At 60.1% G+C, this 14232-nt stretch carries 15 protein-coding genes; 10 read left to right on the top strand and 5 right to left on the bottom strand.

From position 1 onward, the window contains the following. Window positions 1-149: 149 nt before the first annotated feature. The 7 genes from AB1805_13895 (at window position 150) to AB1805_13865 (ending at window position 8145) form a co-directional block, all read left to right on the top strand. The gene (locus tag AB1805_13895; protein ID MEW5746518.1) at window positions 150-836 is read left to right on the top strand and encodes a PTS sugar transporter subunit IIA; all 687 of its coding nucleotides are present in this window, start codon (window positions 150-152) and stop codon (window positions 834-836) included. Then, complete coding sequence (hyfB, locus tag AB1805_13890; protein ID MEW5746517.1) at window positions 833-2878, top strand: hydrogenase 4 subunit B; 2046 nt, start codon at window positions 833-835, stop codon at window positions 2876-2878. The genes AB1805_13895 and hyfB overlap by 4 nt, the downstream gene beginning before the upstream one ends. After that, window positions 2875-3825 carry an NADH-quinone oxidoreductase subunit H gene (locus AB1805_13885; GenBank protein ID MEW5746516.1) on the top strand — a complete coding sequence of 317 codons (951 nt, stop codon included), beginning with the start codon at window positions 2875-2877 and terminating at the stop codon, window positions 3823-3825. The genes hyfB and AB1805_13885 overlap by 4 nt, the downstream gene beginning before the upstream one ends. Before the next feature lie 110 nt (window positions 3826-3935). Further along, on the top strand, window positions 3936-4610 hold the full coding sequence (locus tag AB1805_13880; protein MEW5746515.1) for a formate hydrogenlyase: 675 nt from the start codon (window positions 3936-3938) through the stop codon (window positions 4608-4610). A 6-nt stretch (window positions 4611-4616) separates the two neighbouring features. Next, window positions 4617-6065: a hydrogenase 4 subunit F gene (locus tag AB1805_13875; GenBank protein ID MEW5746514.1), complete on the top strand. Its 1449-nt coding sequence runs from the start codon at window positions 4617-4619 to the stop codon at window positions 6063-6065. Continuing rightward, window positions 6062-7633, top strand: coding sequence for an NADH-quinone oxidoreductase subunit C (locus AB1805_13870; protein ID MEW5746513.1), 1572 nt, complete (start codon window positions 6062-6064; stop codon window positions 7631-7633). Before AB1805_13875 ends, AB1805_13870 begins: the two co-directional genes overlap by 4 nt. Then, window positions 7630-8145, top strand: coding sequence for an NADH-quinone oxidoreductase subunit B family protein (locus AB1805_13865; protein MEW5746512.1), 516 nt, complete (start codon window positions 7630-7632; stop codon window positions 8143-8145). Before AB1805_13870 ends, AB1805_13865 begins: the two co-directional genes overlap by 4 nt. A 75-nt stretch (window positions 8146-8220) precedes the next feature. Here the strand turns inward: AB1805_13865 and pal are convergent, their stop codons facing one another. Then, on the bottom strand, window positions 8221-8805 hold the full coding sequence (pal, locus tag AB1805_13860; GenBank protein ID MEW5746511.1) for a peptidoglycan-associated lipoprotein Pal: 585 nt from the start codon (window positions 8803-8805) through the stop codon (window positions 8221-8223). Window positions 8806-8900: 95 nt separating this feature from the next. Continuing rightward, window positions 8901-9323: a hypothetical protein gene (locus tag AB1805_13855; GenBank protein MEW5746510.1), complete on the bottom strand. Its 423-nt coding sequence runs from the start codon at window positions 9321-9323 to the stop codon at window positions 8901-8903. 195 nt (window positions 9324-9518) lie between these two features. On the opposite strand from AB1805_13855, the gene AB1805_13850 reads away from it, so the two are divergent. The 3 genes from AB1805_13850 to hcp all read left to right on the top strand — a co-directional run bounded on the left by AB1805_13850 (window position 9519) and on the right by hcp (window position 13231). After that, complete coding sequence (locus AB1805_13850; GenBank protein MEW5746509.1) at window positions 9519-10295, top strand: dienelactone hydrolase family protein; 777 nt, start codon at window positions 9519-9521, stop codon at window positions 10293-10295. Between the two features lie 187 nt (window positions 10296-10482). Continuing rightward, window positions 10483-11373 (top strand): A/G-specific adenine glycosylase, encoded by an 891-nt coding sequence (locus AB1805_13845; protein ID MEW5746508.1) that lies wholly within the window; start codon window positions 10483-10485, stop codon window positions 11371-11373. A 208-nt stretch (window positions 11374-11581) separates the two neighbouring features. After that, the gene (gene hcp, locus AB1805_13840) at window positions 11582-13231 is read left to right on the top strand and encodes a hydroxylamine reductase (GenBank protein ID MEW5746507.1); all 1650 of its coding nucleotides are present in this window, start codon (window positions 11582-11584) and stop codon (window positions 13229-13231) included. Here the strand turns inward: hcp and AB1805_13835 are convergent. From AB1805_13835 to AB1805_13825, 3 genes are all read right to left on the bottom strand, one after another. Beyond that, window positions 13153-13566: a hypothetical protein gene (locus AB1805_13835; protein MEW5746506.1), complete on the bottom strand. Its 414-nt coding sequence runs from the start codon at window positions 13564-13566 to the stop codon at window positions 13153-13155. The genes hcp and AB1805_13835 overlap by 79 nt on opposite strands. 26 nt (window positions 13567-13592) lie before the next feature. Next, on the bottom strand, window positions 13593-14051 hold the full coding sequence (locus AB1805_13830; GenBank protein ID MEW5746505.1) for a hypothetical protein: 459 nt from the start codon (window positions 14049-14051) through the stop codon (window positions 13593-13595). After that, on the bottom strand, window positions 14030-14232 hold a 203-nt coding region (locus tag AB1805_13825; protein ID MEW5746504.1), incomplete at its 5' end, for a transcriptional repressor. The genes AB1805_13830 and AB1805_13825, both read right to left, overlap by 22 nt.

The following is a 14232-nucleotide window of genomic DNA, read 5'->3' as shown; positions in this document are numbered from 1 at the left end:
TCCGCCTTTCGAATCATTCCGTAATGGTCCTTTGCGCCTTTTTCCCTGCTCATCCCATTAGCCGCCCTGAGTCGCTCTTGACAAACTACGACGTTTTCGCCGAGAATAACCGACATTGTTTCCCAATTTAGGACAATAATGGACACGCAATGAATTTACGGGTAAAAGATATTGCCGGGATGCTCAACGTTTCGGAGAAGACGATATACCGGATGATAAAGAACGAAACGATCCCCTGCTTCAGGGTCGGCGGGCAGTGGCGGTTCGACAGGCGGGAGATCCTCTCGTGGGTGGAGGATACGCGGGAGTTCCCGCGTGAGGCAGTGCTCACGAACACCTCTCTTACCCGTGAGGAGTCGATCTCCCTTGCCGGGCCCCTCGAAAGAGGCGGCATTTACTTTCATATAAGCGGACGGACGAAGGAGCAGGCCATTGCCTCGTGCCTCCAAATGATAAAGACGCGCATCCCGCAGATCGATACCGGACGACTCTTCGATGCGATCATGAAGCGGGAGCATATATGCTCGACCGCCGTCGGCCACGGCATCGCCTTTCCCCACCCGAGGCCGTTTAAAGAGTTCACCGCTCCCCTCTCTTCGATAGCCTTGTGCCGCCTCGCGGAACCGATCCCCTTCGGAGCATTGGATAACGAGGAGGTCGATACCCTCTTCTTCATCTTCCCCAAGAGCGAGCGGCGCTTCCTGAGGATCCAGGCCAAGCTGCTGCGCCTGTTGAAAGAGGAGGAGATAATGCTGGCGCTGAAGCATGCCTCGCCTTCCGAGCTGTTCGCTATGGTCTCGCGGAAAGAGGCGGAGATATTCGGAGCCGCGGAATGACCTTCTCACCCCTGGATATCGCATCGCTTTCCCTCCTGCTTTTTTTGGTGCTGGCGGTTTCCGCCCCTCTTTTCAGAAAACACCAGGAAATCATGGTCAAGGCGGGTTTTTCGCTCGCTGCCGCCGCCTCGTTGTGCGCGGTTGCAGCGGGCATCGGGGCAGTGGGAAGCGGTACGACCGAAAAGGCGGTGCTCGGCCTCGGCCTTCCGGACCTGCCCTTCCATCTCCGGCTCGATCCCCTTTCGGGCCTCTTTCTCACCGCCGTAGGCCTGCTCGCTTTGTACGTGTCCGTCTATTCCATCGGCTATGTCAAGGGCCTCATGGGGCGCCGGCCGGTGACCGGGCTCCTCGTCTTTTACAGCCTCTTCATCGCGGGCATGCTCATGGTGGTGCTCGCCGACGATGCGTTGTTTTTTCTCATCTCCTGGGAGGTGATGGCTGCGGCTTCGTACTTTCTCGTGCTGCACGAGGATGAAAAGCCTGAAAACAGGAGGGCCGCGTTTCTTTACCTCGTCATCGCGCATGTCGGGGCGGTCGCTCTCCTGCTCTCCTTCGGGGTGATGGCAGGACTCGCCACCGGGTTCAGGGACTTCGGCGGGTATACCTTCGACGCCATGCGTGCGTCGACATTTCCGGAGGGGTGGGCAGCGGCGGCGTTCTTTCTCGCCCTGTTCGGCTTTGGGGCAAAGGCGGGCATCATGCCCCTGCATGTGTGGCTTCCCGAGGCCCATCCGGTGGCGCCCTCCAATGTCTCGGCCCTGATGAGCGGGGTCATGCTCAAGACGGCCGTATACGGCGTCATCAGGATAACCTTCGATCTCATCAAGGTCTTTCCCTGGTGGTGGGGTGCGCTGGTGGTGGTGCTGGGATTGATTTCCGCGGTCGTGGGCGTCCTCTCTGCCCTGATGCAGAATGATCTCAAGAGGCTCCTCGCCTATTCGAGCATCGAGAATATCGGAATCATTTTTATGAGCATAGGGCTCTGCATGATCTTCACGTCGTTCCGTATGCCGGTCATCGCGGCGCTCGCCCTCACTGCGGCGGTGTACCACGCGCTCAATCATGCGATGTTCAAGGGGCTCCTCTTCATGGGGGCGGGCGCCGTGCTGCATGCCACCAACGAGCGCAGTATGGAGCGGCTCGGGGGGCTCATTCATGCAATGCCGTGGACCTCGGTGCTGTTCCTCATCGGGTGTGTCTCGATATCCGCGCTGCCGCCCTTTAACGGGTTCGTATCGGAGTGGCTCACCTTCCAGGCCTTTCTGCTCTCGCCGTCGCTGCCCGCGCCGCTGCTGAAACTGCTCATGCCGGTGGGCGCTGCTCTGCTCGCCCTTACCGGCGCGCTTGCCGCAGCCGCTTTTGTAAAGGCCTTCGGCATCACCTTTCTGGGCCACTGGCGGGGACCGCACAAGCCCCGTGTCCGCGAGGCCGGCTGGTCCATGAGAATAGGGATGGGGATGGCTGCGGCTACCTGTCTGCTCCTCGGAATCCTGCCGACCGTTGTCATCGGCTGGCTCGACACCGTTCCGGTCCAGCTGGTGGGCTCTACCATAAGCGCATCGGCAGGCACCCACGGCTGGCTCTGGCTGACGCCCGTCGCTCCTGACCGGGCGTCGTACTCCGGGATCATCGTGCTGCTGGGCATCATGTCAGTCGTCATTGCGGCATATCTGCTGCTGCATGTCAGACCGGGGAGGATCCGGCGCGGACCGATCTGGGACTGCGGGTTCGAAAAGCTCACCGGGAGGATGCAGTACAACGGGACCTCCTTCGCCATGCCGTTCCGGAGGATATTCGGTCATCTCTTCACCGTAAAGGAACTGGTCCGGCTGAGCCCGCAGCCCGGCCATAGCGCTTTCCCCCGGAAGCTCACGTACTACCTCCGGGTGCGCGACCGTGTATGGGGATGGCTTTATACGCCGATCGCGACCGTGAGCTTCTGGATATCCAGGAAAGTAGGAAGGCTCCAGCAGGGCCGCATCCAGGCGTATCTTATTTATTCGTTCGTAACGATTATCGTGCTGTTGCTCTTCGTGCGATGAACCGTTCGCCGGTGGTCATAGAGATACTGCAGCTCGCACTCCTCCTCGGAGCCGCCCCGCTCTTTACGGGGTGGGTGAGGATGGTGAAGTGCTGGTCGCAGGGCCGCCGTTCGCCGCGCCTGCTCCAGCCCTACAGCGATATCGCGAAGCTCTTCGCAAAGGACGTGGTGCTCGCGGAGAACGCCTCGTGGCTTTTCCGCTTCACGCCCTATCTCGTATTCGGGGCGACGCTCCTCGCCGGAGGCATCATCCCGATCCTCTCGGTCGACCTGCCCCTGGCAGCGACCGCCGATGTCATCGCGCTCGTCGCGCTCTTCGCCATTGCGCGCTTCTTTACCGCGCTGGCGGGCATGGACATCGGCACCGCATTCGGCGGCATGGGGTCGAGCCGCGAGATGATGATCGCCTCCCTTGCGGAGCCGGCGATGCTCATGGCGGTCTTTACCATGTCGCTTGCGGGCAAGTCTACCTCGCTCTCGCAGATCGCGGCGGTGATCGGCCGGAGCGATCTGCACCTGGTGCTGAGGCCCTCTCTCGCGTTTGCGTTTCTCGCGTTTGTGATGATCGCCCTGGCGGAGACCGGCAGGATACCGGTCGACAACCCGGCGACGCATCTCGAGCTCACGATGATCCACGAAGCGATGATCCTCGAGTATTCGGGAAGGCATCTCGCCCTGGTCGAATGGGCCGGCATGATGAAGCTCTTTCTCTTCATGGCGCTGGGTACGGCGGCTTTTGTTCCGTGGGGGATTGCGGAAGCGGGGAATAGTGCGGCGCTGCCGCTCGCCCTCGTTTATCTCGTCATGAAGTTCGGGCTCGCGGGAGTCGTCCTGGTGCTGATCGAGACCGGCCTCGCAAAGATGCGGCTCTTCCGGGTCACCGAATTCCTGGGGTCCGCGTTTCTCCTGGCGACACTCGGGATGCTCTCTCACTTTATATTGGAGTGATATGTATAGTAACTGCAAATTCCAAGCTCCAATAATGAAATTACAAATAAATTCCAACAACCAATTTTTCAAAAAACAAACTTTTTAGAATTCGGAGTTTGGAGTTTCATATGAGTATACAGGTGGATGTACAGGCGACGGCGCAGATCGTGAACTTCCTTGCGGCCATGGTCCTTTTGACCGCGTTCGGCATGCTGGTCCAGCGGAGAATATACGGTCTCATCCACCTCTTCGCGTGGCAGGGGCTCCTCCTCGCGGTCAGCACGGCTGTTGTCGGGTACATGGCAAACAGGCGCCACCTCTACCTCTCCTCCTTGCTGACGCTCTCGCTCAAGGTGATACTGCTTCCCTACATCCTGCATGTCCTCATCCACAAGTTGAAGATCCGCAAGGAGATCGAGACGGCGGTGAAGGTGCCGGTCACCATGCTCATCGGCGTCGGCCTCGTTATCTTCTCCTATCACCTCACCGCGCCGGTGCGCGAGCTCTCGACGTTCGTCACGCGCTCGGTGCTCGCGATCGCGCTCGCGACGGTCATGATCGGGCTCCTGATGATGATCACGAGGCGCCACGCCGTCACCCAGATCATCGGCTTCCTGGCGATGGAGAACGGCCTCTTTTTCGCGGCGACGAGCGCCACCTACGGCATGCCGCTCGTCGTGGAGCTGGGCGTAGCCATCGACATCCTGATCGCCGCCTTTATTTTCGGCATCTTCTTTTTCCATATCAATACCACCTTCGACAGTCTCGATGTCGATCAGATGGCGCGGCTGAAGGAGGAGTAGCCTGAGATGATGCTGCTGGTGCTCCTCGGTGTCCCGCTCCTTGCCGCGCTCGTCCTCGCCTTTGTCGGGGACAGGAGACGCGCGCCCGAGATCAATATAGCAGGCTCTGCAGCCACCTTCATTGCAGGGGTTCTGCTGGCGCTCGAGGTGTATTCAGGCGGCCCTCTGCTGGCCGGCAAGAAGTTCTTTTTCGTGGACGCCTTCAGCGTCTATCTCGCGGTGCTCACCTCGTTCGTCTCGATGACCACCGCCGTGTTCAGCAGGAGGTACATGAGAACGGAGCGGGAGCACGGCAGGGTCGGCCATTGGCGGATGCGCTTCTACCACGCCATGTTCCAGCTCTTCATATTCGCCATGCTCCTCTGCCTCCTCACGAATAATGTCGGCGTCCTCTGGATAGCCATGGAGCTCGCCACGCTCTCGACCGTCCTGCTGGTCTCGCTCTACCGCACGCCGACCGCGATCGAAGCGGCGTGGAAATACTTCATCCTCTGCGGGGTCGGCATTGCGCAGGCGCTCTTCGGCACCGTCCTTCTGTACTTCGCCGCCGAGCGGGTGCTGGGAGAGGGCGGCGAGGCCCTCCTCTGGACGAACCTGATCCAATTGAGCGACAAGCTCGAGCCGACCGTGCTTTCGCTGGCGTTTGTTTTCCTGATGGTCGGGTACGGCACGAAAGTGGGGCTCGTCCCGCTCCACAACTGGCTTCCCGATGCGCACAGCGAGGGCCCGACCCCGATTTCGGCTGTGCTCTCGGGTCTGCTCCTGAACATCGCCCTCTACGCCCTGGTGCGCTGCAAGGCCCTCGTAGACGGCTCGACGCAGTCCCACCACGCCGGGGATATCATGATGGGCTTCGGCATTCTCTCTATCCTCGTCGCGGCCTTCTCCCTGCTCAGGCAGAAGGACATAAAACGGATGTTCTCGTACTCGTCGATAGAGCATATGGGCATAGCCACCTTCGCGTTCGGACTGGGCGGTCCCCTCGCGACCTACGGCGCGCTGCTCCATATGCTCGTCCACAGCCTGGCGAAGTCCTCGATCTTCTTCACCGTCGGCCACGCGTCCCAGATGCACCGGACGCAGGAGATGGACAGGATACGGGGGCTCATCAGGGGGAATCCCCGCGTCGGCTGGGGGTTCATGCTCGGCGTGATGGCGATCGCGGGCATGCCCCCGTTCGGCGTCTTTACGAGCGAATTCCTTATCCTGACCGCAACCATCAAGGACGCGCCGCTCATGACGCCGTTCCTCCTCCTGGGCCTCGGGGTCGCCTTTGCCGCTCTCTTCAGGAAGGCGCAGGCAATGGTATCGGGGGAAGTGCCCTCTTACCAGAAACCCGTGAAGGCGGCCCATATCCCGGTGCTCCTGCATATGGCCCTCGTGCTCGCACTCGGATTGTATATGCCGGGGTTCCTCAACCAGTGGTTCCATAAAGCGGTGGAGATACTGAAATGAGCACCCTGATCGATGCGTTGACGGCAGCCCTGGGCACGGGCGCTCAATTCCACAAATGGCAGTATCCCCCCTCGGTCGTCTGCTGCACGGTTCCGCGGGAGAAGTTTGCAGAGGCCGCCAGGATAGTGAAGAAGGCCTATGCCCTGCTCGCCGCGGAATGGGCGACAGACGAGACCCCCTTCGGAGGGGGCTACGGTGTCTACGCCTGCTATCGGTGGGGCGGCGAGTACCTGATCGTGAGGGCGGAGCTGCCAGTGGAGAATCCCGAGTTCCCGAGCCTCACCAAGAGGTATCTCCCGGCGTACCGCTTCGAGCGGCAGATGCACAGCCTCATGGGAGTGGCGCCTGCCGGGCATCCGGACTTGCGTCCGTGGATAAAGTTCGAAGATTGGCCCCAGGATGCATGGCCGCTCCGGAAGTCGTTCGATGCATCGCGCCCGCTGCCGAGAGTAAAAGGAGAGTACCGCTGGTCCAGAGCAGAAGGAGAGGGCGTCTATGAAATCCCCGTCGGCCCGGTCCATGCGGGCATCATCGAGCCCGGGCATTTCCGCTTCCAGGCGGTGGGAGAGCATATCATCAACCTCGAGGAACGGCTCGGGTATGTGCATAAGGGGATCGAGAAGCGGTTCGAGTCCCTGGGATGGGAGGGAGGCTTCAGGCTCGCCGGGAGGGTGTCGGGGGATACCACGGTGGCGCACAGCCTCGCCTATTGCAGGGCGCTCGAGTCGATGACGGGATGCATGCCTCCTGACAGGGCCCATTGGCTCCGGGCGCTCTTCCTCGAACGCGAGCGCATCGCCAACCATGTAGGCGATATCGGCGCCATCTGCAACGATGCGGCCTTCGCCTTCATGCTGTATCAAATGACACGGTTGAAGGAGATGCTCCTCCGCACGAACCGCGAGCTCTTCGGCCACCGCTTCATGATGGACAGGGTCATTCCCGGCGGCGTCGCCGCCGATATCGATGAAAAGGGCCGGAAGGCGGTACTCGATGAGATGACGTGCCTCGAGAGGGAGTTCGAGAGGCTGGTCGCGGTGTATGACGACAATTCCTCCCTCGAGGACCGGGTGCGGGATACCGGCGCCCTTCCTCCCGAGAAGGCGCGGGAGCTCTGCGCGGTCGGCATCGTGGCGAGGGCGAGCGGCCTGAACCTCGACTGCCGCATGCAGGTTCCGTTTCCGCCGTATGACCGCATCGAGGTGAAGGCGCCGGTGCTCATCTCGGGAGATGTGCATGCACGGGCATGGGTGAGGATCGAGGAAGTGAGGGAGTCTATCAGGCTCATAAGGGAGATGCTCGCAACGCTCCCCGGCGGGCCGGTCGCCGCGCCTGTTGCAGCGCCCCAGGCTGACCGTGCCGGCTTTGCCGCGGTCGAAGGCTGGCGCGGCGAGATCATCTACTGGCTGCAGTCAGGACCGGGCGGGGAAGTGAATCGCTGCATGGTGAGGGACCCCTCCAGCATCAACTGGCTGGGGCTCGAGCAGGCGATACCGGGGAATATCGTTCCCGACTTTCCCCTTTGCAACAAAAGCTTCAATCAGTCGTATTCGGGGAACGATCTATGATGAGAATACTGTATCAGATACTCCGTACCGGCATTGTCACGGAAGCTATGCCTCGAGAGATAAACGCCCGAATCGAAGCGGCGGGCGGGCGGCTCGAGGAGGCGGTCAAAAGACGGTTCAGGAAGAGCCTCACGATCCGGCAGGTGGATGCCGGCTCCTGCAACGGGTGCGAGCTCGAGATCCATGCGCTCAATAATCCCCTCTACAACTGCGAACGGTACGGCATCCGTTTCACCGCTTCGCCGCGCTTCGCGGATATGCTCCTGGTTACCGGTCCCGTAACACATAATATGGAGAGAGCCCTCAGGAGGACCTACGAGGCGACGCCCGCTCCTAAACTGGTGGTTGCCGTGGGGGATTGCGCCTGCAATGGCGGGATCTTCGGAGAAAGCTACGCCTCCCGGGGCGGCATCGGTAAGGTGATCCCCGTCGATGTCGCTGTCCACGGTTGTCCTCCGGATCCCTTCGCCATCCTGAGCGGCATCATGAAGGCGATAGAAGAGAAGCGATAAGCAGGGAGCTTTATAAAGAAGGGAGCCGGAGAAGTCTCGGGCTCCCTTCTTTAATGGTGTTATCCGGATCTTCTGCTATTTCTTCGGAAGCGTCAGGACAAAATGGGCCCTCCGGTTGTTCGCCCAGCACGGTTCGGTCGCATCGCTGCAGGCGGGTTTTTCCTCGCCGTAGCTGATCGTCTGGATCCGGCTCGAAGGAATGCCGAGGGACACCAGGTAGGTCCTGGTCGCGCTCGCCCGCCGGTCGCCGAGCGCGAGATTGTATTCACCGGTCCCGCGGTCATCGCAATGGCCTTCTACGATCACTCCCAAGGTCCCGTCCTTCGAAAGCCGCGAGGCGAGTGCCTTCAGTACCGGTTTGGCATCATCCCTGATATCGTACTTATCGTAATCGAAGTGGATGTCTTTCAGCGCCTCTTCGATCTCTATTACCGACGCGGCAGGGCCCGCCTGCTGCGCCCGGCCGAGCTCACGCTCCGTAACGGATTCGGCAGCCGGTGAGGACCCGATCCCTCCGGCTCCCTCCCGTTCCTGAACAGCGGATGACGGGGGCTGCTGTGCAAGAGGCTGCTCGGGCGACTGCGCAATCTTTCTCTGCGAGCAGCCTGCAATAAGTGCTATTCCCAGAATAACGGCCATGACCATAACGATACGTCTCATCTTCTTCTCCTTTGGCGGTACTGCGGGTAAATACAAAGGGACACCCGGAGCCACCTCGCGGAATGATACTCCGGACGCCCTCTTCCTCAATGATGTTAAACGGCGGCAACAATGACGGGGCGAGGGGGCGGCGACCGTCCCGACCAGAGGTGAGGGAAGCCGCTCCGGCCTTTCCGGCGCAGGGACTGGGGCAGCATCCGGCAAAACAGGGAGCGGCACAGCACGAAGGCGAACGCGGAAAAAACGGCGCTGCCCAGGGTCAATAACTCGGGAGCGATATTCTTCGTCAATACCGCCCGCGGCTCTTTCAGGAGGAATCTGACGCTCGACTCGCCATCGCCCGTCCTTTCGGTCGGGGCAAGAGAGGAGCAGACATATTCGATGAACAGGATGCGAACATCGGCCTTTCTCGCGGCGTGGCTGTCGGTACCGCACAGGGTGAGCTCCACCGTATCGTCAGTGTACGTCAGGGAGAGCGGCGATATGGTATAGGCGAAAAAGTAGAGCGCACTCAGCAAGAGGAAGCTTCTACTTCTCCACGGCGGCGCAATCATGGAATGTACTATAAGAAACCTTTTCATCAAAAATCAATTGCGGAGTATCCTCGGCCGATTGACAGTGCTGCGGCATCCTGCTACCCTTGTACCAGAGCATTGCTGCCGTACTTACGGCTTTGTACCTATAATGATAGCACAATTCCGGAGGGAGGAGACATGAGATATCTTCTTGCGGTGATCGCCTTGTTGTTCGGTGCAGCAGCGGTGCGGGCAGAGGTCCATACGCAGACGATCCCTTATCGCCACCACGGTACCGTGCTCGAAGGATATCTCGCGTACGACGATAAACTGCCCGGGAAACGGCCGGGCGTGCTGGTGGTGCATGAATGGTGGGGGATTACGCCCTTCATTAAAGAGAAGGTCGAGCAGCTGGCCCGTATGGGTTTCACGGCCTTTGCCGCAGATATCTACGGCAAGGGAGTGCGGCCGAAGGATCCCAAGGAAGCGGCAGCGCAGGCCGAGAAGTACCGCTCCAACCGAGCGCTTCTCCGCGAGCGGACCATGGCGGGGCTGGAGGTCCTGCGCAGTAATGAGCACACCGACCCCCGGCATCTGGCCGCCATCGGCTTCTGTTTCGGCGGTACGGCGGTGCTCGAGCTGGCGCGCAGCGGTGCGCCGGTTGCAGGAGTGGTCAGCTTCCACGGCGGGCTCGCTACGCTATCTCCGGACGATGCGAAAAATATAAAGGCCAAGGTCCTTGTGCTCCACGGCGCCGACGATCCCTTTGTGCCGATGAAAGAGGTCCTGGCATTCCAGGAGGAGATGCGCAAGGCGGGCGCCGACTGGCAGATGAACATCTACGGCAACGCGGTGCACAGCTTCACCAATCCCGCAGCAGGAAACGATGCGATGAAAGGGACCGCCTACAACGAGAAGGCGGACCGCCGCTCCTGGAACGCGATGAAGGTCTTCTTTGCCGAGATATTCAAATAGCGGAGGGGGAGTGAGGCGAGGCATTTGGAGCGGCATGGGCAGCTCAGGCGAAGTCAGGATGACGGGAGCGGGATGCCCCGCCTCGGAGACGGGTCGGATGCCCGTCGAGAATGAGCGCAAATGACTCGCCTCGCTCCCCTTCCGCTATCGGTGAGGGTATGTATACGCAGTGTGGTATGATGAAACGATGACACGGTCGATCCCCGTCGGTCCTGATGAAAACGGGCGCCTCATCGCCCGCTTCGAGGGCGCTGTCACGAAAGGAGTCACCCCGCGCGCCGTCGCCCTGTTCCGGGAGATCGTCTGCGATTACTACAGCCGGCGCCGTCGGCCGTTCGCCTGGCGCAGGACGCGCGACCCTTACCGTATCCTCGTCTCCGAGATCATGCTCCAGCAGACCCAGACCGGGCGGGTGAAGGAGAAGTACGAGGAGTTCATCACCGCCTTTCCGGATTTCAACGCTCTGGCCGAAGCGCCGCTGCAGAAGGTGCTTGCGGTGTGGCAGGGGATGGGGTACAACCGCCGCGCCGTCGCGCTGAAGGAGCTCGCACGGGCCGTGGTCGACCGGTTCGGGGGAAAGCTCCCGCCATCGCCTGAAGAGCTGATGACACTGCCTGGCATCGGCAGGTACACCGCCTCCGCACTTGCCGCCTTCGCCTTCAACAAGCCCTCGGTGCTCATCGAGACCAACATCAGAACGGTCTTCATTCACTTCTTTTTCCATGACCGGAGCGGTATCACGGATAAGGAGATCCTCCCCCTGGTCGAGAAGACGCTCGACCGCCGGCACCCGCGCGACTGGTACAATGCATTGATGGACTACGGGGTGATGCTCAAGACGCTCCATCCCAATCCGGGAAGAAAGAGCGCTCACTATAAGAAGCAGTCTCCCTTCATGGGCTCGAACCGCCAGCTCCGGGGAGCGCTGCTGAAGGCCCTTGTCGCCGCTCCCGGGCTTTCGGAGCAGAAGCTGCTCCGGCTGATCAGTGCGCCGCCCGAGAAGATAAAGGCCGCTCTCGTCGAGCTCCGGGAGGAGGGGTTCATCAAGAAACGGGGGCGCACGTTCCTCGTCTCGTGAGCCTCCGCCACTTTTGACTTGCGTCAAAGCACCGCTCCCCTGCCGCAGTATACAATCAAAGCAAGATCGAGGGAGATACTGAAAACAGCGGCTTCTTGATCTAAGTCAAGGGTTCTTTTTGATGAAACGGCTACACTAGACTTTAAGGAAACGCAGTGATAAGATTGGCTTTGAGCCAAGCGGTTTATAACCATGGAGGAGGATGACAATGTTTTGTTACCAGTGTGAACAGGCTTCACGGGGAACGGGATGCACGGCAGTCAGCGTCTGCGGCAAGCAGCCCGATGTAGCGGCGCTCCAGGATCTCCTGGTCTACGCGCTCCAGGGGCTCGCCCTTGTCGCGAACGAGGGAAGAAGGGTCGGCGTGAGCGACAAGGCGGTAAACGAATTCACGGCAGAGGCGCTCTTCTCGACGCTGACCAACGTCAACTTCGATGCAGCGCGCTTTGTCGAGCTCGTCAACAAGACCGTCGAGCTCAGGAAGGGCCTTGCTGCAAAGGTCGAAAAGGCCGGCGGCAATGTCGCATTCTCCGAGGGGCCGGCGGTCTTCAAGCCGGAGGCCTCGCTCGAGGGAATGGTCAGGCAGGGAGAGAAGGCGGGGCTGAAGTCCGATCCTGTCATCGACCCCGATATCCTTTCGCTCCAGCACACGACCCTGTTCGGGATAAAGGGTATCTCGGCGTATGCCGATCATGCGCAGATACTCGGCAAGAGCGACGACGCGGTCTATGCCTATATCCACGAGGCCCTTGCCGCCATGACCCGGAAGGACCTCGGCCTCAACGACTGGGTAGGCCTTGCCCTTAAGTGCGGCGAGGTGAACCTGAAGGCGATGGAACTGCTCGACGCCGCCAACACCGAGCGGTACGGCCATCCGGTGCCGACCAGGGTGCCTCTCGGCGCGAAGAAAGGCAAGGCGATCCTCGTCTCCGGCCATGACCTCAGGGATCTCGAAGCGGTGCTCAAGCAGAGCGAGGGCAAGGGCGTTTATGTCTATACCCACGGCGAGATGCTCCCGACCCACGCCTATCCCCAGCTGAAGAAGTATCCGCACTTCTACGGACACTACGGGACAGCGTGGCAGAACCAGCACAAAGAGTTCGCGAAGTTCCCGGGCGCTATCCTGATGACCACCAACTGCCTGCAGGAGCCCGAGGATTCCTATAAGGACAATATCTTTACCACCGGTCTCGTCGGGTGGCCCGGCGTGAAGCATATCACCGGCAGGAACTTCGGACCGGTGATCGAGAGGGCGCTCGCCCTGCCGGGATTCACCGAGGATGTCGAAGGCAAATATGTCATGACCGGATTCGCGAGGAACGCGGTCATGAGCGTTGCCGGCGCCGTCATCGAGGCGGTCAAGAACAAGCAGATCCGCCACTTCTTCCTCGTGGCCGGCTGCGACGGCGCGAAGCCGGGAAGAAACTACTACACCGAATTCGTCGAGAAGGTCCCGAAGGACTGCGTGGTCCTGACCCTGGCCTGCGGCAAGTTCCGCTTCTTCGATAAGGAGCTCGGCGATATAGGCGGCATCCCGAGACTGCTCGATGTGGGGCAGTGCAACGACGCCTACTCGGCGGTCCAGATCGCGGTGGCGCTCTCGAAGGCCTTCGGCGTCGGCGTCAACGACCTCCCGCTCTCGCTGGTGCTCTCGTGGTACGAGCAGAAGGCGGTGGCGATCCTCCTGTCGCTGCTCTACCTGGGCATCAAGAATATCCGCATCGGCCCTTCGCTCCCGGCGTTCATTACGCCCAACGTGCTGAAGGTGCTGGTCGACAATTACAACATCATGCCCATCACCACCCCGGACAACGATCTCAAGGCCATCCTGGGGGAGCCCGCAGGAAAGGCTGCATAGCAGCTCTTCCGTGCCTGCCGTAAAGTAGCGAGGCGAGAGAGGAGAGAAATCTCCCCTCTCTCGCCTTTTGCATTGGCCCGCATGGAGGTGTAGCTCGCGAGCCATTTATGTCCCGGGCAGATCGAAACCAGATCGAAGCGGTCCAGGCCCATAACCTTCAAGTTCCCGGCATCGGAGGCGGGCTTCCACAAGGCGGCCAGGTCGAGCCTCTTGGATTCTTTGCCGTAGTTGAAGTCGGGGTCCATCGGGTCGGACGTGGAGGAATGAAAGAGCGAGCTCTTCAATATGACCGGGTTTTTTCTGGGCAACTTCGTACAATAGAGGTGGGTCATCATAAAACTTTCTCGTATTGTGAGGCAGTTTAACACGAGCATTTCCAGATAAGATCGAGCAAGTCAACAGCAAAGGGTATCTCGCCTTCCCGGATAATCTTCCCGCTGGCAGTATCTCTGGCTATGACAGTAAGAGCGTAGTGACCGGCTTTCATTCCGGCGCCTGATTGAACGTTGAATATTACTCTTGATGAAACCATGCCGTTTTTTACCGGAACGACAGTGTCGTCGAGAGAGATACCCTTCATCCGCAGTGACTCATCCTTTATCTCAAAGCGCATTTCCGATACGGCGCTGCCGACGCTAAACTCGAAAGGCACAACCGCCGGTGTACCGGTAACAATCTGGACAACCCTGTCCTTTAGATTGCCGGAACCCCAGCTGAAATTCGATGCTCCACGTTCGCCGCCCTTAAGAGATCGGTATGCGAGAGCCGCGACGCCTAAGATACATATAGCGCATACGATTACAAAGGTCCTTCTTCCCATCCGTATTTCCTTGCCCGACACTCCTTGCAATGACCGTAATATTCAAACCGCACCAGGGTGTAATAGACCGTTGACATGCTTATCCGCGGAACGGCCTTTCTGACTTTCCTTAAAATATCCCTCGCCCCCGGATGCGACACATCACGCGCAAGAAGCTTGATGATCTCACGCCTTTGAGGGG

It is taken from the genome of Nitrospirota bacterium, from assembly GCA_040752355.1.
Classification (GTDB): Bacteria; Nitrospirota; Thermodesulfovibrionia; order Thermodesulfovibrionales; family Dissulfurispiraceae; genus JBFMCP01.
The sequence above is the reverse complement of the archived record's forward strand: the minus strand, read 5'-3'. Positions and strand labels throughout refer to the sequence as shown.

What these genes read in the sequence shown, in the direction of transcription:
- AB1805_13895 (MEW5746518.1), top strand. Translation starts at nt 150, where the DNA reads ATGAATTTACGGGTAAAAGATATTGCCGGGATGCTCAACGTTTCGGAG.
- hyfB (MEW5746517.1), top strand. Translation starts at nt 833, where the DNA reads ATGACCTTCTCACCCCTGGATATCGCATCGCTTTCCCTCCTGCTTTTT.
- AB1805_13885 (MEW5746516.1), top strand. Translation starts at nt 2,875, where the DNA reads ATGAACCGTTCGCCGGTGGTCATAGAGATACTGCAGCTCGCACTCCTC.
- AB1805_13880 (MEW5746515.1), top strand. Translation starts at nt 3,936, where the DNA reads ATGAGTATACAGGTGGATGTACAGGCGACGGCGCAGATCGTGAACTTC.
- AB1805_13875 (MEW5746514.1), top strand. Translation starts at nt 4,617, where the DNA reads ATGATGCTGCTGGTGCTCCTCGGTGTCCCGCTCCTTGCCGCGCTCGTC.
- AB1805_13870 (MEW5746513.1), top strand. Translation starts at nt 6,062, where the DNA reads ATGAGCACCCTGATCGATGCGTTGACGGCAGCCCTGGGCACGGGCGCT.
- AB1805_13865 (MEW5746512.1), top strand. Translation starts at nt 7,630, where the DNA reads ATGATGAGAATACTGTATCAGATACTCCGTACCGGCATTGTCACGGAA.
- pal (MEW5746511.1), bottom strand. Translation starts at nt 8,805, where the DNA reads ATGAGACGTATCGTTATGGTCATGGCCGTTATTCTGGGAATAGCACTT.
- AB1805_13850 (MEW5746509.1), top strand. Translation starts at nt 9,519, where the DNA reads ATGAGATATCTTCTTGCGGTGATCGCCTTGTTGTTCGGTGCAGCAGCG.
- AB1805_13845 (MEW5746508.1), top strand. Translation starts at nt 10,483, where the DNA reads ATGACACGGTCGATCCCCGTCGGTCCTGATGAAAACGGGCGCCTCATC.
- hcp (MEW5746507.1), top strand. Translation starts at nt 11,582, where the DNA reads ATGTTTTGTTACCAGTGTGAACAGGCTTCACGGGGAACGGGATGCACG.
- AB1805_13835 (MEW5746506.1), bottom strand. Translation starts at nt 13,566, where the DNA reads ATGATGACCCACCTCTATTGTACGAAGTTGCCCAGAAAAAACCCGGTC.
- AB1805_13830 (MEW5746505.1), bottom strand. Translation starts at nt 14,051, where the DNA reads ATGGGAAGAAGGACCTTTGTAATCGTATGCGCTATATGTATCTTAGGC.